This window comes from Dyadobacter arcticus, from assembly GCF_011762185.1.
Classification (GTDB): Bacteria; Bacteroidota; Bacteroidia; order Cytophagales; family Spirosomataceae; genus Dyadobacter; species Dyadobacter arcticus.
On record NZ_JAASQJ010000001.1, the window covers coordinates 105,394 to 125,695 of the forward strand.

Annotated in this window: 18 protein-coding genes; 13 read left to right on the forward strand and 5 right to left on the reverse strand. The window is 43.5% G+C overall.

Annotated elements, in window-relative coordinates:
• Nucleotides 1-25: 25 nt before the first annotated feature.
• Nucleotides 26-1,294, forward strand: coding sequence for an SUMF1/EgtB/PvdO family nonheme iron enzyme (locus tag FHS68_RS00425; protein WP_167266077.1), 1,269 nt, complete (start codon nucleotides 26-28; stop codon nucleotides 1,292-1,294).
• A 52-nt stretch (nucleotides 1,295-1,346) separates the two neighbouring features.
• Here FHS68_RS00425 and FHS68_RS00430 read toward each other — a convergent pair whose 3' ends face one another.
• Complete coding sequence (locus FHS68_RS00430; RefSeq protein WP_167266080.1) at nucleotides 1,347-2,039, reverse strand: ComF family protein; 693 nt, start codon at nucleotides 2,037-2,039, stop codon at nucleotides 1,347-1,349.
• A gap of 69 nt (nucleotides 2,040-2,108) precedes the next feature.
• Here FHS68_RS00430 and FHS68_RS00435 point away from each other — a divergent pair, with 69 nt between their 5' ends.
• Complete coding sequence (locus FHS68_RS00435) at nucleotides 2,109-3,470, forward strand: dihydroorotase (protein ID WP_167266082.1); 1,362 nt, start codon at nucleotides 2,109-2,111, stop codon at nucleotides 3,468-3,470.
• On the opposite strand, the gene FHS68_RS00440 is transcribed toward FHS68_RS00435, so the two are convergent.
• From FHS68_RS00440 to FHS68_RS00450, 3 genes are all read right to left on the reverse strand, one after another.
• The gene (locus FHS68_RS00440; RefSeq protein ID WP_167266085.1) at nucleotides 3,456-3,878 is read right to left on the reverse strand and encodes a (deoxy)nucleoside triphosphate pyrophosphohydrolase; all 423 of its coding nucleotides are present in this window, start codon (nucleotides 3,876-3,878) and stop codon (nucleotides 3,456-3,458) included. The two genes, FHS68_RS00435 and FHS68_RS00440, sit on opposite strands and share 15 nt — an antisense overlap.
• An 84-nt stretch (nucleotides 3,879-3,962) precedes the next feature.
• On the reverse strand, nucleotides 3,963-4,988 hold the full coding sequence (ruvB, locus tag FHS68_RS00445; RefSeq protein ID WP_167266088.1) for a Holliday junction branch migration DNA helicase RuvB: 1,026 nt from the start codon (nucleotides 4,986-4,988) through the stop codon (nucleotides 3,963-3,965).
• A 64-nt stretch (nucleotides 4,989-5,052) separates the two neighbouring features.
• Nucleotides 5,053-7,809, reverse strand: coding sequence for a PKD domain-containing protein (locus FHS68_RS00450; protein ID WP_229211726.1), 2,757 nt, complete (start codon nucleotides 7,807-7,809; stop codon nucleotides 5,053-5,055).
• Nucleotides 7,810-8,146: 337 nt separating this feature from the next.
• On the opposite strand from FHS68_RS00450, the gene FHS68_RS00455 reads away from it, so the two are divergent.
• The gene (locus FHS68_RS00455; protein WP_167266093.1) at nucleotides 8,147-9,178 is read left to right on the forward strand and encodes a PorP/SprF family type IX secretion system membrane protein; all 1,032 of its coding nucleotides are present in this window, start codon (nucleotides 8,147-8,149) and stop codon (nucleotides 9,176-9,178) included.
• Between the two features lie 95 nt (nucleotides 9,179-9,273).
• The gene (locus FHS68_RS00460) at nucleotides 9,274-10,065 is read left to right on the forward strand and encodes an NIPSNAP family protein (protein ID WP_167266096.1); all 792 of its coding nucleotides are present in this window, start codon (nucleotides 9,274-9,276) and stop codon (nucleotides 10,063-10,065) included.
• A gap of 64 nt (nucleotides 10,066-10,129) precedes the next feature.
• Here FHS68_RS00460 and murQ read toward each other — a convergent pair whose 3' ends face one another.
• On the reverse strand, nucleotides 10,130-10,933 hold the full coding sequence (gene murQ, locus FHS68_RS00465; RefSeq protein ID WP_167266098.1) for an N-acetylmuramic acid 6-phosphate etherase: 804 nt from the start codon (nucleotides 10,931-10,933) through the stop codon (nucleotides 10,130-10,132).
• 333 nt (nucleotides 10,934-11,266) lie between these two features.
• On the opposite strand from murQ, the gene ilvD reads away from it, so the two are divergent.
• The 9 genes from ilvD to leuD all read left to right on the forward strand — a co-directional run bounded on the left by ilvD (nucleotide 11,267) and on the right by leuD (nucleotide 20,285).
• A complete protein-coding gene (gene ilvD, locus FHS68_RS00470) occupies nucleotides 11,267-12,949 on the forward strand; it encodes a dihydroxy-acid dehydratase (RefSeq protein WP_167266101.1) in 1,683 nt (560 codons plus the stop codon).
• A 51-nt stretch (nucleotides 12,950-13,000) separates the two neighbouring features.
• Nucleotides 13,001-14,761, forward strand: a complete 1,761-nt coding sequence (ilvB, locus tag FHS68_RS00475) for a biosynthetic-type acetolactate synthase large subunit (protein WP_167266102.1) — start codon at nucleotides 13,001-13,003, stop codon at nucleotides 14,759-14,761.
• A gap of 19 nt (nucleotides 14,762-14,780) precedes the next feature.
• On the forward strand, nucleotides 14,781-15,314 hold the full coding sequence (gene ilvN, locus FHS68_RS00480; RefSeq protein ID WP_167266105.1) for an acetolactate synthase small subunit: 534 nt from the start codon (nucleotides 14,781-14,783) through the stop codon (nucleotides 15,312-15,314).
• 55 nt (nucleotides 15,315-15,369) lie between these two features.
• Nucleotides 15,370-16,416, forward strand: a complete 1,047-nt coding sequence (gene ilvC / locus FHS68_RS00485; RefSeq protein ID WP_167266107.1) for a ketol-acid reductoisomerase — start codon at nucleotides 15,370-15,372, stop codon at nucleotides 16,414-16,416.
• A gap of 87 nt (nucleotides 16,417-16,503) precedes the next feature.
• Nucleotides 16,504-17,352, forward strand: coding sequence for an AraC family transcriptional regulator (locus FHS68_RS00490; RefSeq protein WP_167266110.1), 849 nt, complete (start codon nucleotides 16,504-16,506; stop codon nucleotides 17,350-17,352).
• Nucleotides 17,353-17,402: 50 nt separating this feature from the next.
• Entirely contained in the window at nucleotides 17,403-17,690 is a 288-nt protein-coding gene (locus FHS68_RS00495) for a nucleotidyltransferase family protein (RefSeq protein ID WP_167266112.1), read from the forward strand.
• Nucleotides 17,683-18,024, forward strand: a complete 342-nt coding sequence (locus FHS68_RS00500; RefSeq protein ID WP_167266115.1) for a HepT-like ribonuclease domain-containing protein — start codon at nucleotides 17,683-17,685, stop codon at nucleotides 18,022-18,024. Before FHS68_RS00495 ends, FHS68_RS00500 begins: the two co-directional genes overlap by 8 nt.
• A 218-nt stretch (nucleotides 18,025-18,242) precedes the next feature.
• Nucleotides 18,243-19,646, forward strand: coding sequence for a 3-isopropylmalate dehydratase large subunit (leuC, locus tag FHS68_RS00505; protein ID WP_167266118.1), 1,404 nt, complete (start codon nucleotides 18,243-18,245; stop codon nucleotides 19,644-19,646).
• 42 nt (nucleotides 19,647-19,688) lie between these two features.
• Entirely contained in the window at nucleotides 19,689-20,285 is a 597-nt protein-coding gene (gene leuD / locus FHS68_RS00510) for a 3-isopropylmalate dehydratase small subunit (RefSeq protein WP_167266120.1), read from the forward strand.
• The last annotated feature ends 17 nt before the right edge of the window (nucleotides 20,286-20,302 follow it).

The following is a 20,302-nucleotide window of genomic DNA, read 5'->3' on the forward strand; positions in this document are numbered from 1 at the left end:
AAAGTCACTTTAAGCAATGATTTGCATGCAAAAGATGGGTACCCGGTCGATCGCGTTGATGTTGGTTGTGTTATTAGCGGCTACTTCATGTAGTAAGAATAAAAGGCCTACGAGCTTAAAGCCAGGTAAAACCAGTTCTAAAACAGGTTTGGCTTACAATGGCAAAGATGGCTTTGAGGTAAAGCAATACAAAGCCTTACCAGCAGGTCCTGACCTTGTTTATGTTGAAGGAGGGCGTTTTACAATGGGTTCACTGGAAGAAGAGGTGATGAGCAGAAGGGATAATCCAAAAAGAACCATCAGTATTCAGTCCTTTTATATGGATCAGACCGAAGTAGCAAATGTCCATTATCTGGAGTATTTGAATGCAGTTCAAAGGGATTCATCCGAAGAATTTTACGCAAAAGCTTTACCGGACACCAATGTTTGGTACAATGAATTGTCGTTCAACGATTCTTATGTTACCATGTATCTTCGTCACCCAGGTTTCCGCCTTTATCCGGTAGTTGGTGTTTCGTGGGTTCAGGCTAATGATTATTGCGCTTGGCGTACAGCTGCCGTGAGTTTGGCGAACAATAGCGCCGGTGCAGCAGCAGCAGGCGGCAAGAAGAAAAAAGGGCTGTCATTTGGCAAGAAGAAAAAAGCAGCCGCTGCGGATGCAGCTGTTGCAGAAGCAGCCGGACCAGCACCTCAACTTAGAATTGAAAGTGGTTACGTAATGCCTCCTTACCGTCTTCCAACAGAAGCAGAATTTGAATACGCTGCAATGGCGATGATCGGAACACAATATTCTGATGAGAACCAGGCTAACTCGAGAATTTATCCATGGGATGGTTCAACAATGCGTCAGCCTCGCGGAAAAAAACAAGGAACAATGCTTGCTAACTTCAAACGTGGTTCTGGTGATTACGCTGGTATTGCAGGTAAGTCCAATGACGGAGCAATTATCACGCAAGAAATTCGCTCATATCCTGCAAACGACAATGGATTGTATGACATGGCGGGAAATGTTAGCGAATGGGTTTATGATGTTTATCGCCCACTTTCTAATAGCGATGTGAACGATTTGAACTCCTTCCGTCGTAATGGTTACCAGGATGAAGCGAAAAATTATGACTCCAAAAATAGCAATTCACTTGTAGATGATGAGTTGAGGGTTTTCAAGGGGGGGTCATGGGCTGATGTTGCTTATTGGTTGTCACCAGGAACACGTCGTTACATGGCTCAGGATTCTGCAACTGCAATGGTAGGTTTCCGTTGTGCAATGATTGCAACCGGAAGTCATAAAGAATAAGAGTGTTAAATGTTATATAGAGCCGCTGCCTTTGGGTTGCGGCTTTTGTTTTTTAATGCTGTGCCAAAGCGATTGTAAGAATATAAAATTGTTTGCAACCCGCCATCAGCAATGTTTGTACACATTCTTCAAGCGTAGCTCCGGTTGTTAGCACGTCGTCCATAATAATAATAGATTTTTGATCTAGCTTCTCTTTTATTTCAAATACCCCTTTTACATTTTCCCTTCGTTCCAATTTGCTTTTCCCGGTTTGTGTTTCGGTATACCGGATTCTTTGCAGGGCAGTTCCCGTCCAGGGGATGCCGGTGACTCGTGAAAATCCTTCCGCCAATAAATCACTCTGGTTATAGCCGCGAATTTTTTTCTTTTTTTCATGAAGCGGAACGCTGATGATCAAATCTGCAGGGGGCAGGCTTCCCGATTCGATCAATTCTTCTCCAAACATAGATCCCAATAAAATCCCAACCTCCTTATTCCCCCTATATTTAAATGCGTGTAACAACTTTTGGACTTTCCCTTTTTTTGTAAAGAGGAGAAATGAATGCGAGGATACCACTTCGGGAACATTGACAAATTTGTATTGCAGCGATGCTAGATTCAGGCTGTTATGGCCAATCCTTGGAAGCGAGACACGGCAAATGGTACACAATGTTTCCTCATTTCCGACCAAGGAATGCTCACAACCTTCACAGCAACGCGGAAACAGGAGGTCGATAAAATCGCTTAAAAGAGTCTTGAATATCATTTCTTGGGAGGTAATGTGGATTAATTTCAAAGTGACTGAATACCTTTACATCATCAAATCGTATCCGGGATGGCAACACTTATTGTTAATGCACAGGTAGTAAATGAAAACTCTGTTCAAGAGTTAGACGTGATAATTGAAAAAGGTCACATTAAAAAAATCGGAAAAGATTTACAGCATATCCCTGCCGATCAGGTTATTGATGCTAAAGGCCAGTATCTGATGCCTGGGATTATTGATGATCAGGTTCATTTCCGCGAACCGGGGCTTACTCATAAAGCCAATATTTACACCGAATCGAAAGCGGCGGTGGCTGGCGGGGTAACTTCATTTATGGAAATGCCTAATACAGTTCCAAATACGCTGACACAACAACTACTTGCAGATAAGTATCAGATTGCCGCAAATACATCCCTTGCCAATTACTCATTTTTCATGGGGGCGTCTAACGACAACTATGAAGAAGTGATGAAAACGGATACGGCGAATGTGTGCGGGATCAAGATATTTATGGGTTCTTCAACGGGAAATATGCTGGTTGATGCGCCGGATGCTTTGGAAAGGATCTTCGCAAATGCTCCTTGCTTAATTGCCACACATTGCGAAGATGAGCCAACGATAAGACAACGAATGGAGTTTTTTAAAGAGAAATTCGGGGACAATGTACCTTATAATATTCACGCTTTAATCCGGAATGCGGAGGCTTGCCTAATTTCATCCTCGTTTGCTTCGTCACTGGCCCATAAATATAAAACCAGGTTGCATATCCTGCACATATCTACGGGCGATGAAATTGTCTTATTTGAGCCGGGTATCCGCCGTAATGGGCAGATTTTATTGGCAGATGGAGAAAAGAAATTGGTGACGGCAGAGGCCTGTGTACATCATTTGTGGTTTGATGCGGAGGACTATCATAATTTGGGAAACAAAATTAAGTGTAACCCGGCTATTAAAGCGCCGCATCATAAGGAATCAATTTTAAAGGCGGTGCTTGACAACCGAATCGATGTGATTGCAACGGATCACGCGCCACATACAATTGAAGAAAAAGCCCAGCCTTACTGGCAAGCTCCCTCCGGCTTGCCATTGGTCCAACATACTCTGAATGTAATGCTCGAATTAAGTAAAACTGGCAAAATCTCAATTGAGAGGGTTGTTGAGAAAATGAGCCATGCAGTTGCAGATTGTTTTCAGATAAAAGACAGGGGATACATCAGGGAAGGATATCATGCGGATTTGATTTTGGTAGATACCAATGCAAACATCCGGGTCGAGACATCAAACATTTACGCTAAATGTGGCTGGTCCCCTTTTGAGGGCACAAATTTTGGATCACGCGTAACGCATACGTTTGTCTCCGGACATCCGGTGTTCGCGAACGGGGAATTTGACGAAAACAAAAAAGGGGAAAGGCTATTATTTTGTAGATAAATACTCATAATAATTCTCAATCACATTCAGATCGGCTTCTGTCCAGTCCAGCGAGGGTAATTCTTTTGGTTTAAGCCAGAGAATCTGCTCGTGTTCTGTCAATGTGATTTGATAAGAATTAAGTCGGCAAACAAATGGTACCAGGATTATTTCACGCCATCCCTGGTCTTTGGATGTAACAGGCAACTTATGGATTATTTCAACTTCAACATTAAGCTCCTCTCTTATTTCACGAAGTAAAGCCTCTTCGTCTGATTCGTTTTTTTCTGCTTTACCTCCCGGGAATTCCCATTTTAAAGGAAATGAAAGTGCAGGACTACGCTGACCCGCCAGTACCTTTCCGTTATGTTCAATCACAGCACAGGGCACTCTCACAACTAACTTTTCGGAAACGAGTACTTCAATCATAGAGGCGGTCAGTAATTTACCGCAAAAATACTACTTCTATTTTTAATATACACGCATTTGTTAAAAGTTCATACGGAGATCATGTTAGAATAATTCACCTGATCGGTGTTTTGGGATAATTCCAAGATGCTTGAATGCCTTTTCAGTCACTTCGCGTCCGCGAGACGTGCGTTTCATGTAACCTTCCTGTATTAAAAAAGGCTCGTAAACCTCCTCAATGGTTTCTGCTTCTTCACCACAAGCGGTTGCAATCGTCGACAACCCAACCGGACCACCTTTAAACTTATGGATGATCGTTGTGAGAATGCGGTTGTCCATTTCATCCAGCCCATTCTGGTCAACATCCAGTGCTTTGAGGGCCATTTCGGCAATGGCCACGGTAATTTGACCAGTTCCTTTTACTTGTGCGAAATCGCGGGTACGGCGAAGAAGATTATTCGCAATTCTTGGCGTTCCCCGGCTGCGTCGTGCGATTTCATAAGCGGCGTCATCTTCCAGAGGTGTTCGCAAAATAGATGCAGAACGTTTTAGGATAGATGTCAACAATTGGGCATCATAATATTCCAGCCTTGCATTGATCCCAAACCGCGCACGTAGCGGAGAAGTTAACATGCCTGCGCGGGTAGTAGCCCCAATTAATGTGAATGGATTAAGGCCAATTTGAATGCTCCTGGCATTTGGCCCGCTGTCGAGCATGATATCGATTTTATAGTCCTCCATTGCGGAATATAGATATTCTTCTACAATGGGATTTAAGCGATGAATTTCATCTATAAAAAGAACGTCGTGCTCCTGAAGATTGGTGAGTAAGCCTGCCAGATCGCTCGGTTTATCAAGGACAGGGCCGGACGTGATTTTGATACCAGCGCCCAATTCATTTGCTACAATGTTGGATAAGGTGGTTTTTCCTAATCCCGGAGGGCCGTGAAGCAAAACATGGTCTAGGGCGTCACCCCGTTGCCTTGCTGCCTGCACAAAAACTTTCAGATTTTCGAGAATTTTATCCTGTCCAGTGAAGTCTTCAAAAGTGAGGGGACGCAAGGCGCGCTCGATCTCTTTTTCAGTGTTAGAAAGGTTTTCTTTATCTCCGGACAGGTAATCCTGACGCATAATGAAGTGCAGATTAAAACAATGATTTAATCAAAAATAGCTGTTTTAATCTGCAAAAAGAAGATTATCTGATGACCATTACAGAGCCGCGTTTCATAATTGGTGCGCGTTCGGGATAGTAAAGACTCTCGTATGATAAGACATATGGGTAGGCTCCCGGCAGGACTTTGATGCCTTTGTAAGTGCCATCCCAGCGTTCTTCGAGGTTATTGGTGGCATAAATGACCTCACCCCAACGGTTATATATCCGGATTTGGAAATTGGTATAGTAAGCTCCAAAAATTTCCAATATTTCATTACGCCCCTCTCCGTCAGGAGTAAATGCGTCGGGAATGAAGAACCTTGGCTCGCATTTGTCAAGGACATTGGTTGATTGCTCGGTGACACAGCCCACCGCATTTGTTGCCCTAACTACATATACACCTTCCTGATTGACCGTAATCGTTCGTGTTGTATCACCCGACTTTGGCCATAAATAAGATAGCTGTCCGACCCCGCCTGCATCTAACGTGACAAACTGCCCATCGGGGATACAGATCATATTTTCAGGGGCAAGATTAAGGATTGGTGACGGTAACTCTACAACCTGAATGGTATCAGAATTAAAGCAATCGTTTCTGTCTCTAACAATTACAAAGTAGGTGCCTGGCTGACCAATTGTAACTTCCCTGGTTTTTTCTCCATTACTCCAATTAAACTCAATCCATCTTTCACTTTGTACTTCCAATACGATAGAGCTGTCGCGGCATAAGGTTGTATCGGGACCAATCGAGAATGCTGGCGGCCTACGAAGTGTAATTTCGATGGTGTCAGCAGAAAAACATTCTCCTTGTGGGCCATTAAATGCTACTGCGATGTAGCGGCCAGTTGCAATTGCATTATAAGTTTTCTGGCGGCCTACAACCCTTCCACGGTGAATCCAGGCATAAACTTCCGCCTGAACATTCATATCCAGGGGAACAAAGTTGCCACAGGTATCTTTATCCGCACCCAAATTGATCTGCGGTGGCGTTTCGTAAATGGTAACTTCCTGGATTATGGTTGTGTCCTTACATTTATTGGTCGCACGCATTCTCACCATATATGTGCCTGGCTGCGTGTAGGTATAGGTTGCTTTCGTTTCCTTTGAAGGAGCCGTAAAGCTTCCATCCCCAAGGAAATCCCACTGGTAAGTATCTTCTATCGGATCGCAAATCGGGCTTGCCTGGAATGTAGTCGGTTCATTGGTACAAAAACCATCGGCTTCAAAACCAGGTCCAGACGCTTCCTGAGTGAAATCCTGCACCATATTAGGAAGACCTAACTGACTGTTTTTTCCGCCCAGGTTCACTCCATCTCTTTCGTATTCAACTCCGGTCAGAGAATTTCCTTCTGGTTCACCAATTACCGCAAGATATTCACTGCCCTCAATGGCCATGTAAATCTTTCCATCAGGGGCGAATTGAAGTGCTCCAAACTTTCGGGTCGCAGAGCTGTCGATGGTAATGGCAGTCTCCTCCAAAAGACTGTCCGGCAGCGTCAAATCATATTGTTTCAGATAGGAACTGGTCCCGTTTTCTCCCTGGAAGGATATGTACATTTTCTCTCCCGTCGGGGAGAACTCAATTCCATATGCAATAGGCGGGGCCGGCCCGAGGTCTATCTTTTTATCATAAGTAAGTACACCGGTCGAATCGTCAAAATTAAAAAGCTCGACGTAGTTTCTGGGGGGGCCGGGAATAATCACGGCTAGTCTCCGCTGACCGGTTGCGCTATCTGGAGAGGAAAACTTCATGTATCCTTCCGCTTTATTCAGGCTATCATGCGCCATTCCCAATGCTGGCGAACTGGTTTCGACAAGACCGCCTGTGGTTGCATGAAAAATCCGGAATTTATTTGTTCCGTAGTCGTGAGAAATTACCCAGTAAGTACTGTCGCGATTGTTACGGGCAGATACTATACGTTCAGTTGTTGGTTGCTGAAGCGTTGTGTTTTGTTCAATGATCGCGCCGAGTCCATTGTTCCTGCGCATATCCACAACACTTACCGTCAGCAGTTTTTCGCCGTTGATATCAGAGGTAGTGAAAATATTGAAAAGATATTCACAGCCTTTACAGGTAGGTTGGGGCACAATGAGGACGGATTGCGTCGAATTCGGGCTTCCCTTCATCGGCACACAAGTCCCTGAAAAACAGGGCATAACATCGCCATTCTTGTTCCAAACCGTTATACCATCCGAATAGAACAAGAGCTGTCCTTTGGAATTTGCAATAGCCGACGTTCCCTCCGGCGTATTCAGTTTTCCGTCTGTGATGGGTGTGGGTGGATTGTTGGAAAAATCAAGTCCTGCATTTCCTCCGAAAAACCATTTGGCCCCCTCCTGATTGGCAGGCTCCATACAAATTTTAACATTGATACGGTCCTGGATTTTGCAGCCATTTGGCAGGATAACCTCCACAGAATAGCAGCCTGAACTGTCCACATTCAAAGTCTGCGTCGTATCACCTTTTGGATACCATACAAACCTGGCACCATCGGGAGCGCCATTTGGATAAGGATCCAGGATAAGTGTATCGCCCGGACAAATTGTTGTGTCTGTCTTCCACTCCTGAAAAGAGGGAGGAAGCTTACCGACTTGGATTACCTGAGAAACTGTTTGAGATGCACCGCCCTGTATTGTACGTACCAGTGTAACAGTATAGGCACCAGGAGCCATATAGGAATGTTGGGCATTTCGACGTGTATCAACGGCACCGCCGTCGCCAAAACTCCATCGCCACGTCCTGGCGGTACTTAAGGTATCACGAAATGAAGTGGAATCCGCGCAATCGGGATTTTGCATGCATTGATTTTGCACCAGGAATGGAGCTTGCGCCTTTACATATGCTGTTGAGCACAGCATAAGAAAGAAAAAACAACAAAAAATTTGTTGGTACTTATTATAAATTCGCCCCATGTTTCGTTACTTGTTCAAACACCCCTACCCACCACATTTAATATTCAGGTTACCCGACAATACTAACGAAAATAAAATGCTAAAATTTTGCGGGTTATTGTCGTTAAAACCTCTCTAATTTGAATATTAATACGCAATTTGAAGATATTTTGTTAAATTAAATTGGGTAAAATTTTAGAGCCCGTAACCTAACCGCATTTTATAGCGGCGATAAGTTAAATATATGAGCAAGCGTATACTTTGCCTTTTTTTGTTGACACTGCTTTGCGTGAAAGGTTGGAGCCAGGACCCGCAGTTCTCTCAATTCTACGCCAATCCGTTATATCTGAACCCCGCTCTTGCAGGTGGTGCCCTGGCGCCACGTGCCACAATCAATTACCGTAATCAATGGCCTTCACTTTCGGCGAATTTTGTAACAACATCATTTGGCGCGGATGCGTTTTTCTCCAATTTCAATAGCGGGGTGGGTGTATTGGTGACGATGGACAGTCAGGGTTTGGGTAATTTAAAATCCACCGAGGCGGCATTGCAATATTCCTATCAGATCCAACTGAATGATCTTACGTCTCTTCGGCTTGGCATTCAGGGAGGTTTTGCTTCCCGCACGCTCGATTACTTTGGACTCACTTTCGGAGATCAGTATGATAATGGCGGACTTACGGGGCAACCATCGGAAGATCCGTTTGCGAAAGGGGGACCAAATGTTTTTTATGCCGATTTTGGTGCCGGAATGATGTTATACTCGGATTGGTACTGGGCCGGATTGTCTGCTCATCACCTTAACAGGCCGAATCAGGCATTTTCTTCCATATCGGAAGCGCGACTTCCTGTTAAGGCTAGTTTGCAGGCGGGGTTGCGTATTCCTTTTGCAGGATATACTTTTCTTGGGGATGAAATTGATAAAGAAAAGACCATCTCTCCCGCAATTATGTACAAAAAGCAAGGGAAATACGATCAGTTTGATGCGGGATTATATGTGACCATTGAACCCCTGGTTTTAGGAGCCTGGTATCGTGGGATACCATTCAAAAAGTACGAGCAGAACATTAATAATCACGAATCGCTTATCTTTCTAGCAGGATTTCGTCAGGACAAATTCTCCATTGGTTACAGTTATGACCTGACAATCTCCACATTGGGTACGGGAAGCGGCGGTGCGCACGAAATTTCGCTCTCCTACATTTTCCCACCACTGGATCCAAAGCCAAAACGCTCCAAAAGCAGCAAAAGGCAGCTTTCCTGCCCGAAATTCTGATCTGCAAAATTCTTAATTGATAAGCAGTATAAGGGTAAAGCGAGTTAATATTGGTCTTTTCCAATTACAACATCAATATTTCTTTGATCCAACTTATGATTTCTAAATTTAAAAGAACCAAGATTTTTGTTTCTCTGGCGCTTTGCCTGATTACACTATGTGCAAATGCAGCTGCTCCGAAAAGAGAATACTACCAGATCAAGCTTTATCATTTAAAAGGGCAAGATCAGGAAACCCGCGTTGAAAATTATTTAAAAGATGCCTTTATACCTGCCATGCACCGTGCCGGGATTAAAGATATTGGCGTATTTAAGCCTGTTTCTTCTGATACTTCCGCAGGAAAACTTATTTATGTCTTGATACCTTTAAAATCGCTGGATCAGTTGCTTTCTGTCCCAAAAGAATTGGAAAAAGACGCAGCCTACCAGTCTGCCGGAAAGGACTACATTGACGCTGAATATAAAAATCCTCCTTACTCCCGGATTCAGTCGACCGTTTTACGTGCTTTCGAAAACAGCCCAATGCTAAAAAAGCCTACCCTTTCGACGCCGCGTAATGAGCGTATTTATGAGCTAAGAAGTTATGAAGCACATACCGAAAAAATCCATTGGAACAAGGTAAAGCAATTTAATGCAGGAAATGAAATTGGCATTTTTAATCGATTGGGCTTTAATGCTGTGTTTTATGGAGAAGTAATTTCGGGAGCTACCATGCCGAATCTGATGTATCTGACCACCTTTTCAGATAAAGCTTCGCGGGATGCGCATTGGAAATCGTTTTCCGACGATGCCGAATGGGGTAAAGTGAAGACAATGCCCGAGTATCAGAACAACGTTTCAAAGAACATTACTTTGTTCCTTTATCCGACTGATTATTCAGATTATTGATATGAAAATATCAACGAAAATCCCTGGGAGGCATCGCTTTCCAGGGATTTTCGTTTTTCTGTGATCATCTTTTCACAGCATTGATCGCAGCACGAACACTTCCATGTTCATTCAAAAGCGATTCAGCTTCTTCTGGTGAAACGCTCAGTTCTTCGATGATCATCCGGTGTGCACGATGTACCAGTTTTTCGTTGGTTAACTGCATGTCAACCATCTTATTCCCTTTCACTTTGCCCAGGCGGATCATCACCGCTGTCGAAATCATATTCAAAACCAGCTTCTGGGCAGTTCCTGATTTCATTCTGGTGCTTCCTGTCATAAATTCAGGTCCTACTACAACTTCGACAGGAAATTCAGCCGCCTTTGCGACCGCAGAACCATCATTACAGACAATGCAACCAGTTAACAAGCCAGCCTCCCGGGCTTTATTTAACCCGCCAATTACATAAGGAGTCCTACCCGAAGCAGCAATTCCAACCAAAGTATCGTTTTCGCCAGGCTGATAAGTAGCCAAATCAATCCACGCCTGTTTATCATCATCTTCTGCGTTTTCAACAGCCTTCCTGATTGCGGTATCCCCACCTGCAATGATTCCGACCACCAGATCGAACGGAACACCGAAAGTTGGCGGGCATTCGGATGCGTCCACTACGCCCAGCCGTCCGCTTGTACCTGCGCCGATGTAATACAACCGGCCCCCTTTTTGCATCCTCGAGACAATTTGTCCTACAAGGGCTTCTATTTGCGGGATAGATTTCTTAACTGCGTCCGGGACTGTCTGATCCTCCTGATTAATGGATGTCAGAATATGACCGATACTCATTTTTTCAAGATCATTATAGTTTGAGGACGATTCTGTTGTTTGCATTTGATTGGTGTTTTATAAAAATCAAAATTAAATATTTTCCCATTATTGCAATTTCCCTTGATCAAATTTGGTATTTATCATAGAAAATTCACAATAAAACGGCATAATGTTTGGAAAATAAAAAGATAGGGGTCTAATTTGTAATAAAAAATAAATTAGCGAAATTTCGCTAAATCTAATGGTTCCGCTATCCAAGTGAGATTCGTCATTTTAATTGTTCTTCGTCTTCCCACGCGAACAGCCGCGGCGGCAACCAATTGAGTGGGATGATTACATAGTTGACACCTCACTCACCGCACGGAGTGAGGTGTTTTAATATCTTATAAATTCACCATGACAGAATTAAACAGATTTTCGAAAACCCTAACCCAGGAAGTTACTAACCCGGCTGCTCAGGCAATGCTTTATGGCATTGGTCTAAAAGAGGAGGATCTTGCTAAACCTCAGGTAGGTATCGCAAGTACAGGTTACGAGGGCAACCCTTGTAACATGCACCTAAATGGCTTATCTGTTTATGTAAAGCAAGGTGTAACTGCCAATAATATGGTCGGTTTGATCTTCAATACCATCGGTGTTTCTGATGGAATGACGAATGGAAATGACGGGATGCGATATTCCTTGCCAAGCCGCGATATTATTGCTGATTCCATCGAAACAGTTGTTTCTGCGCAATGGTATGATGGTGTAATTGCAGTAGTTGGCTGCGACAAAAATATGCCCGGAGCTGTGATGGCGATGGCGCGTCTGGACCGGCCAGCAATCATGGTTTATGGCGGTACCATTCGTTCAGGACATTATAAAGGGCAAAAACTCGATATCGTTTCCGCATTTGAGGCATTGGGTAAGAAGTTTGCAAACAATATTTCTGACGAAGATTTTAAAGGGGTAATACAAAATTCGATTCCAGGCCAGGGCGCGTGCGGCGGAATGTACACTGCAAACACCATGGCAGCTTCTATTGAAGCTATGGGATTGAGTTTGCCATTTAGCAGCTCTTATCCTGCAACGCACGAAGGCAAACAGGAGGAGTGTAAAAAAATAGGAGCAGCAATGAAAAAATTGCTGGAACTCAATCTTACGCCAAAAGATATTATTACTAAAAAGTCTCTCGAAAACGCCTTGACTGTGGTTATGGCACTAGGAGGATCAACAAATGCAGCGCTTCATTATCTGGCAATCGCGCGTTCAGCGGGGCTTCCACTCACATTAGATGATATCCAGGAAATTTCGGATCGCGTTCCTTTTATTGCGGATTTGAAACCAAGTGGTAAATACTATATGGAGGATTTGCTGGGCATCGGTGGTGTTCCTGCTGTCATGAAATATTTATATTCCAAAGGCTTAATCCATGGTGAGTGCCTTACCGTAACCGGTAAAACTTTGGCCGAAGATCTTGCAGAAGCACCCGATCTGAATTTTGAAAATCAGAAAATGGTTTTGCCGCTCGAAACACCTATTAAGCCAAGCGGACACATTCAGATTATGTATGGCAACCTCACACCCAATGGCGCGGTAGCGAAAATTACGGGTAAGGAAGGGATGACATTTGACGGAGAGGCGAAGGTTTGCGAGCATGAATCGGAGATTATTACCATGCTTTCCAAAGGTGAGATCAAGGCCGGACAGGTGGTGGTAATCCGTAATTCGGGCCCGAAAGGTGGTCCTGGGATGTCGGAAATGTTGAAACCTACTTCTGCGGTAATGGGCGCTGGATTGGGGGACAAAATTGCATTGATCACCGACGGTCGTTTTTCCGGAGGTACACATGGATTTGTTGTTGGCCACATTACGCCGGAAGCATTCGATGGCGGACCGATTGCATTGGTAAAAGACGGCGACCGCATAACCATTGACGCCAATACACGTCAGCTTACCTTGCATATTTCTGACGAGGAAATGGCTGCACGTAAAGCATTATGGGTCCAGCCAGCGCCGCTATTTACAAAAGGAATGCTGGGAAGATATATCAGGACAGTTAAATCAGCCAGTGAAGGTTGCGTAACGGACGAAGCGTAAAAAATACGGGATGATCCAAGAAAATTCAGTAGACTAATAAAAAGACGAGTCATGGAATTTAATGAAAATCAAACACAAACAATTCAGGTCGCCGAGCCTGTCGTTTCCGCTATAAAACCGGAACTGATCAATGGTTCACATGCATTGATCCAATCGCTGATCAAGGAGGGCGTCGAGACAATCTTCGGGTATCCTGGCGGGGCGATTATGCCGGTGTACGATGCTATTTATGATTATCAGGAAGAGATCAATCATATTCTGGTACGTCACGAGCAGGGAGCGGCGCATGCTGCGGAAGGTTTTGCAAGAATGACCGGAAGGGTTGGCGTGTGTCTGGTTACTTCGGGCCCAGGCGCTACGAACCTGGTTACCGGAATTGCGGATGCGATTATTGATTCTACTCCAATGGTGTGTGTTGTGGGGCAGGTGGCCGCACATTTGCTCGGAACCGATGCTTTCCAGGAAACGGACGTCATTGGAATTACCATTCCGATCACTAAGTGGAATTATCAGATTACCCGCGCGGACGAGGTGCCTGAAATCATAGCTAAGGCATTTTATATTGCCAAATCAGGCCGTCCAGGACCTGTGTTGATAGACATTACCAAAAATGCGCAACAGGAATTGATGTCAAAATCATTTTCATATAAAAAATGTGAAAACCTGATCAGCTATCGTCCACGGCTGTCTCCAAAACAAGAACAAGTTGAAGCCGCTGCCAAACTAATCAACGAAGCCAAGCGTCCGTTTTTGTTTTTTGGACACGGTGTTCAAATTGCGAATGCCGAAAACGAGTTATTGAAATTTCTTGAAAAAACAGACATACCGGCTGCCTCGACCCTTTTGGGATTGTCATCCATTTCTTGTGATCACCCTAATTATGTGGGCTGGCTGGGAATGCATGGTAACTATGGAACAAATGTTCTAACCAATCAATGTGACGTGATCATTGCAGTTGGTATGCGTTTCGACGACCGGGTAACCGGAGATTTAAGCCGTTATGCCAAACAAGCCAGAGTCGTTCACATCGAAATTGATCCCTCTGAAATTGATAAAATCGTGAAGGCAGAAGCACCGGTGGTTGGTGATGCAAGAATCGCATTGGAAATGCTGCTTCCGCTTATTAAAGAAAACAATCACGAAGCCTGGAAAGCTGAGTTCAAGAAATACGATAAAATTGAGGACGAAAAAATCACGCAACCCGAACTGGCACCAACGACCGAAAAAATCAAAATGGCGGAAGTAATCCGCACACTTTCTAACAAAACAAAAGGTGAAGCTGTGATTGTTGCGGATGTTGGTCAGCACCAAATGATGACTGCACGTTACTACCAATTTAAGAAACCAAACTCATTTATTACCTCAGGTGGATTGGGAACAATGGGTTATGCATTGCCTGCAGCATTTGGGGCCAAAGTCGGCGCTCCTGACCGTGAGGTAGTTGCAATGATCGGCGACGGTTGTTTTCAAATGACCATTCAAGAACTGGGTACCATTGCGCAGAGCGGGTTGCCTGTTAAAATCATCATCCTTAATAACAATTTCCTTGGGATGGTGCGTCAGTGGCAGCAGCTGTTTCACCAGAAACGATATTCATTTGTTGAACTGCAAAATCCTGATTTCATCACCATAGGAAAAGGTTTTGGCATTGATGGCCATACCTGTGGCGCTCGCGAAGATCTGAATGCGTCGTTGGACAAAATGCTGGCTTCGGACAAGCCTTATCTGCTGGAAGTTTTGGTTGAGAAGGAAGAAAATGTGTTTCCAATGGTTCCTACGGGTGCATGCGTGGCCGATATCAGATTAGAATAATCGTATAACCAAGGCAATTATGACAACATACACCATTTGTGTTTTTACAGAAAATACGATTGGTATTCTGAATAAGATTACCACGATCCTTACCCGCAGACGGATCAACATTGAGAGCCTGACGGTTTCTGAAACAGAACGGAAGGGTATTTCAAGATTTACAATCGTCATTCGCCACGAATCGAGAGAGGCAGTTGAAAAACTTGTTCGCCAGATCCGTAAAGTAATTGAGGTACTGGCTGTTTTTGGCTATCTGAATGACGATATCGCATACAATGAGATCGCGTTATTCAAAGTTTCAACACCAATTGGCGCAAAACCGATTGACATTGAGACCATTAACAAAGTTTACAAAGCCTGGGTAGTCTATTGGCACCTTACCTATGTAATTATACAGAAAACGGGTACTGAGGAGGAAATTTTTCAGTTTTTTGACTACATCAAACCGCACGAAATCCTTGAATTTGTAAGGTCAGGACGGGTAGCGGTTAGCAAATCTCCTCAAACGCTCGTGGACTATCTTCCTGAGGCAGAGTGGGAGTATTATCAGTAATCGAGCAGCTTTATATATCACTTTAATCGTAATAAATCAATTTAATCAATAATCAATGGCAAAATTAAATTTCGGCGGGGTCGAAGAAGAAGTAGTAACCCGTGAAGAATTTCCTCTTGAACAAGCGCGTGAATTACTTTCTACTGAAACCATAGCTGTAATTGGTTACGGCGTACAAGGCCCAGGCCAAAGCTTGAATATGCGTGATAACGGTTTTAATGTGATCGTTGGTCAGCGTAAGGGGGGTAAGTCATGGGACAAAGCCGTTGCCGACGGATGGGTACCAGGCGAAACCCTTTTTGAATTGGAAGAAGCACTTTCAAAAGGAACAATCATTTGCTATCTGCTTTCCGACGCGGCTCAGATAGAGCTTTGGCCAACCGTTAAAGCAAATCTTATTGCCGGAAAATCATTGTACTTCTCACATGGTTTTGGCATCACTTATAAAGATCAAACAGGAATTATTCCTCCCGCTGACATTGACGTTTATCTGGTTGCTCCAAAAGGATCGGGAACATCGCTTCGCCGCATGTTTGTAGAAGGCAAAGGCTTGAACTCCTCTTTCGCTGTATTCCAGGATGCAACTGGTAAAGCGCGTGAAAAATGTATTGCAATGGGAATTGGCGTTGGTTCGGGATATTTGTTCGAAACTGATTTCTACCGTGAAGTAACGTCTGACCTCACAGGAGAGCGCGGAACATTGATGGGTGCGATCCAGGGAATATTCGCCGCTCAGTATGAAGTACTTCGCTCAAACGGACATACTCCTTCCGAAGCATTTAATGAAACAGTGGAAGAATTAACTCAATCGTTGATGCCATTGGTTTCTGAAAATGGAATGGATTGGATGTACGCCAACTGCTCTACAACCGCACAACGCGGCGCATTAGATTGGTGGAAACCCTTCCGTGACGCAACAAAACCTGTTTTTGAAAAGCTATATAATTCTGTGAAAAGCGGCGAACAAGCTTCAATTTCGATTACCCGTAACTCACAACCTGATTATCGCGTGAAATTGGAAGAAGAATTGGCCGAATTGCGCGAATCAGAAATGTGGCAAGCAGGCTCAACCGTTCGCGGCCTAAGACCAGAAAGAAACTAAAAAGAATCAATTGCCCCGGGCTGAAGCCCGGGGCCCGCGTCATATGAGCTTTGCGAATTTCGCGAAGCTCTTTTTAATGGTTTGAATATGCTCCGCGTCCCTTCCGATATCAGCTCACAGGAGTTCGAATCCTTAAAAATTCAGGATATGACATTTGTTGCTTATCGCAATGAAGTTTATCCATCCAAATACGATGTATTCTTTGAGGAGCATGCGGTTATTGTTGTTTTGGAAGGGGAAAAGAAATTTACCAGCCCCTCACAGGAAGTACATGTTGAAAAAGGGGATATTCTCTTCGTTCAGAGAGGTTTCTATTTAATGTCTGAATCTATTCATGAATCTTACAAAAGCCTGGTTTTCTTTTTTGATGAGAAACTATTAAAAGAATTCGTCAGCCTGCATCCTGAACTTTTCAGCGCAGAAGAAGCTGTTACAATTTTGGAAAACCCAATCCTACTGCTCAAATCCGACGATAATTTTGAGAAGTTCATTCAATCAGTTTTTCCATATTTTCGGTCACGAGCAGAGTTAAAAAACCATTTTCTTCGCCTTAAATTCCAGGAGCTGCTTTTGCATTTACTTGAATTGGACAATTCGCGGCAGCTCAGGGCAATACTTTACAGTTTGTACAAAGGCGAAAAAGTGGATTTGCCATTTTTAATGAATAGCTATTACCTCAAACCGCTGACATTAAATGAATTGGCTCGAATGTCGGGGCGTAGCTTATCTGCTTTCAAAAGGGATTTTCAAGAGGAATTCAAAACATCTCCTGCATCGTGGCTGAAAAACAAACGATTGGACTATGCTGATTTCCTTTTAAGAAATAGTACTAGAAATGTGTCTGAAATTAGTACTGAGATCGGTTATGAGAGTGTTTCACACTTTATCAAGACTTATAAAGAGAAGTTTAGCGTTACGCCCAAGAAGCAGGGCTAATTTGGGAAATAGGTTCAAAAATCATAGCTTCATTGATTATAACTATCGACATGGATACATCTCAGATCTTAGACAAACTTCATCAATCACGGGTATACCTATTTTATAAATACCCCTTAAAATCTATGGCTTTGTTTGGCTCGTATGCAAAGAATGACGCTACTCCAAATAGTGATGTGGATATTTTGGTCGAATTTTTAACTCCTGTTGGCTTTGAGTTTATTGATCTTGCTATCGAACTCGAAGATCTACTCAACCAGAAAGTAGATTTGGTTAGCAAAAAAGGCCTCAAAGCGCCATTATTGCCCATTATCGAGAAAAGCTTGATTTATGTCTGAAAGAATTTCCTCCATTTTGTTTTTGGACATGCTGGACTCTGTCGATAGGGTATTCGAATATACAGCAGGATTGAATTATGATGCATTCTTGGAGGATCGAAAAACGAGGGATGCCGTCATCAGGAACATTCAAGTTTTAGGAGAGGCGGCCAATCGGGTGCCCAAAGAGGTGCGAGAACAACATCCTGAGATCGAATGGATGCGCATTATTCGCTCTAGGCATATTTTAGTTCATGACTATGCGGGCATCGATTTTGAAATTGTCTGGCGAATTATTGAAATACATCTTCTCCCTCTGCATGATGCATTAATCAGAATAGTTGAGAACAAATAATCGTGTTATACTAAACGCACCGTTTTTAAAATCTCCAAATAAAGATTTCCGCTCAAACAACCTTCAAAAACCAAAATCACTATTTTTTGAACCTTTAACGTTATACTTATTCCTTTCGATTTACGGTAATTTGTATCATCACTTCTGCTTTATAGAATGTTAAGTCTTTGTGTTCCATAAAGTAAGTAATGAAGAGGTGAAATTTTAATAATCAAAAAATGAGTAATCAAGCCAATACCCTTTTTGACAAAGTTTGGGACGCCCACGTTGTCCGCCAAATTGCTGATGGTCCGGATGTATTTTTTATCGACCGTCATTTTATTCACGAAGTAACCAGTCCGGTAGCTTTTCTAGGACTTGAAAGCCGGAATATCGGTGTGATGTACCCGGAACGGACTTTCGCCACTGCAGATCACAATACTCCTACCATCAATCAACATCTTCCAGTGCAAGATCCGCTCTCAGCGAACCAATTGAAAGCATTGGAAGTGAATTCCTTAAAGCACGGAATTTCTCATTGGGGACTTGGACATGCAAGAAATGGAATCGTTCATGTGGTGGGCCCGGAAAATGGGATTACACTTCCGGGAATGACCATTGTGTGCGGGGACTCGCATACTTCTACACACGGGGCTTTTGGCGCAATTGCTTTTGGTATAGGTACTTCCGAGGTGGAAATGGTACTTTCCTCACAATGCATCATGCAACCCAAACCCAAAAAAATGCGGGTTAATGTAAATGGTGTGTTGGGAAAAGGGGTGACACCAAAAGACGTTACACTATATATTATTTCAAAACTGACGACTGCGGGGGCTACTGGTTATTTTGTAGAATATACTGGAGATGTGTTCCGGAGCATGAGCATGGAAGGCCGGATGACGGTTTGCAACATGAGTATCGAAATGGGTGCACGTGGCGGTATGATTGCACCGGATGAAACAACATTTGCATATATTAATGGTCGTGAGCATGCTCCCAAAGGAGAGAAATGGGATGAAGCGCTGACTTATTGGAAGACGCTTAAAACAGATGATGACGCAGTTTTTGATAAGGAATACACGTTCCTTGCTGCGGACATTGAACCCATGATTACTTACGGTACTAACCCGGGAATGGGGCAGGGAATTTCAAAATCAATTCCTACCTCGGATCAGGTTGAAGGCGGAAAATCTACCTATGATAAATCATTGACCTACATGGGCTTTCATGAAAATGAGTCGATGTTGGGTAAGAAAATAGACTATGTTTTTATTGGAAGCTGTACGAACGGTAGGATTGAAGATTTCCGTGCATTTGCCTCCATTGTAAAAGGTCGGAAAAAGGCAGATAATGTTATCGCCTGGGTTGTTCCTGGTTCGCATATTGTTGAAGCTCAAATTAAAGAAGAGGGAATTCTTGACATTCTAACCGAGGCTGGATTTGAATTACGCCAGCCGGGCTGCTCCGCATGTCTGGCGATGAACGACGACAAAATTCCAGCAGGCAAATATGCAGTAAGTACATCAAACCGCAATTTTGAAGGTCGGCAAGGTCCGGGAGCCAGAACATTACTGGCCAGCCCGCTGGTAGCAGCCGCTGCGGCAGTAACGGGGGTTGTCACTGATCCGAGAGAGTTATTATAATAATTAAATGCTAATCGCTAAAAGCTAACGGCTTAAAAAACAATGGCCTACGATAAATTCACAATACTTACAAGCACGGCAGTTCCTTTGCCGATTGAGAATGTTGATACCGATCAGATCATTCCTGCACGATTTTTAAAAGCAACAAAAAGAGAAGGATTTGGAGATAACCTTTTCAGGGACTGGCGCTATAATGGTGACGATACGCCGAAACAGGATTTCGTGTTGAACAATCCGATTTACTCGGGGAAAATCCTCGTTGGTGGTCATAACTTCGGCAGCGGATCCAGCCGCGAGCATGCTGCATGGGCCATATATGATTATGGTTTTCGCTGTGTAGTTTCCAGCTTTTTTGCAGATATTTTTAAAGGTAACTCACTGAATATCGGAATCTTGCCGGTTCAGGTAACTCCGGAATTTCTTGACAAAATTTTCCTTGCAATTGAAGCAGATCCTAATGCAGAACTTGAAGTAAATCTTCCAGAACAAAGCATTACAATTTTGTCGACCGGAGAATCGGAATCCTTCAACATTAATGGTTACAAAAAACATAATATGACGAATGGCTTTGACGATATTGATTATCTTCAGGCTATGAAGGGAGAAATTAAGGTGTTCCAAGAAGAGAGAATTTATTAATATAGCCGAAAGCCGCC

What these genes read in the sequence shown, in the direction of transcription:
- FHS68_RS00425 (WP_167266077.1), top strand. Translation starts at nt 26, where the DNA reads ATGCAAAAGATGGGTACCCGGTCGATCGCGTTGATGTTGGTTGTGTTA.
- FHS68_RS00430 (WP_167266080.1), bottom strand. Translation starts at nt 2,039, where the DNA reads ATGATATTCAAGACTCTTTTAAGCGATTTTATCGACCTCCTGTTTCCG.
- FHS68_RS00435 (WP_167266082.1), top strand. Translation starts at nt 2,109, where the DNA reads ATGGCAACACTTATTGTTAATGCACAGGTAGTAAATGAAAACTCTGTT.
- FHS68_RS00440 (WP_167266085.1), bottom strand. Translation starts at nt 3,878, where the DNA reads ATGATTGAAGTACTCGTTTCCGAAAAGTTAGTTGTGAGAGTGCCCTGT.
- ruvB (WP_167266088.1), bottom strand. Translation starts at nt 4,988, where the DNA reads ATGCGTCAGGATTACCTGTCCGGAGATAAAGAAAACCTTTCTAACACT.
- FHS68_RS00450 (WP_229211726.1), bottom strand. Translation starts at nt 7,809, where the DNA reads ATGCAAAATCCCGATTGCGCGGATTCCACTTCATTTCGTGATACCTTA.
- FHS68_RS00455 (WP_167266093.1), top strand. Translation starts at nt 8,147, where the DNA reads ATGAGCAAGCGTATACTTTGCCTTTTTTTGTTGACACTGCTTTGCGTG.
- FHS68_RS00460 (WP_167266096.1), top strand. Translation starts at nt 9,274, where the DNA reads ATGATTTCTAAATTTAAAAGAACCAAGATTTTTGTTTCTCTGGCGCTT.
- murQ (WP_167266098.1), bottom strand. Translation starts at nt 10,933, where the DNA reads ATGCAAACAACAGAATCGTCCTCAAACTATAATGATCTTGAAAAAATG.
- ilvD (WP_167266101.1), top strand. Translation starts at nt 11,267, where the DNA reads ATGACAGAATTAAACAGATTTTCGAAAACCCTAACCCAGGAAGTTACT.
- ilvB (WP_167266102.1), top strand. Translation starts at nt 13,001, where the DNA reads ATGGAATTTAATGAAAATCAAACACAAACAATTCAGGTCGCCGAGCCT.
- ilvN (WP_167266105.1), top strand. Translation starts at nt 14,781, where the DNA reads ATGACAACATACACCATTTGTGTTTTTACAGAAAATACGATTGGTATT.
- ilvC (WP_167266107.1), top strand. Translation starts at nt 15,370, where the DNA reads ATGGCAAAATTAAATTTCGGCGGGGTCGAAGAAGAAGTAGTAACCCGT.
- FHS68_RS00490 (WP_167266110.1), top strand. Translation starts at nt 16,504, where the DNA reads ATGCTCCGCGTCCCTTCCGATATCAGCTCACAGGAGTTCGAATCCTTA.
- FHS68_RS00495 (WP_167266112.1), top strand. Translation starts at nt 17,403, where the DNA reads ATGGATACATCTCAGATCTTAGACAAACTTCATCAATCACGGGTATAC.
- FHS68_RS00500 (WP_167266115.1), top strand. Translation starts at nt 17,683, where the DNA reads ATGTCTGAAAGAATTTCCTCCATTTTGTTTTTGGACATGCTGGACTCT.
- leuC (WP_167266118.1), top strand. Translation starts at nt 18,243, where the DNA reads ATGAGTAATCAAGCCAATACCCTTTTTGACAAAGTTTGGGACGCCCAC.
- leuD (WP_167266120.1), top strand. Translation starts at nt 19,689, where the DNA reads ATGGCCTACGATAAATTCACAATACTTACAAGCACGGCAGTTCCTTTG.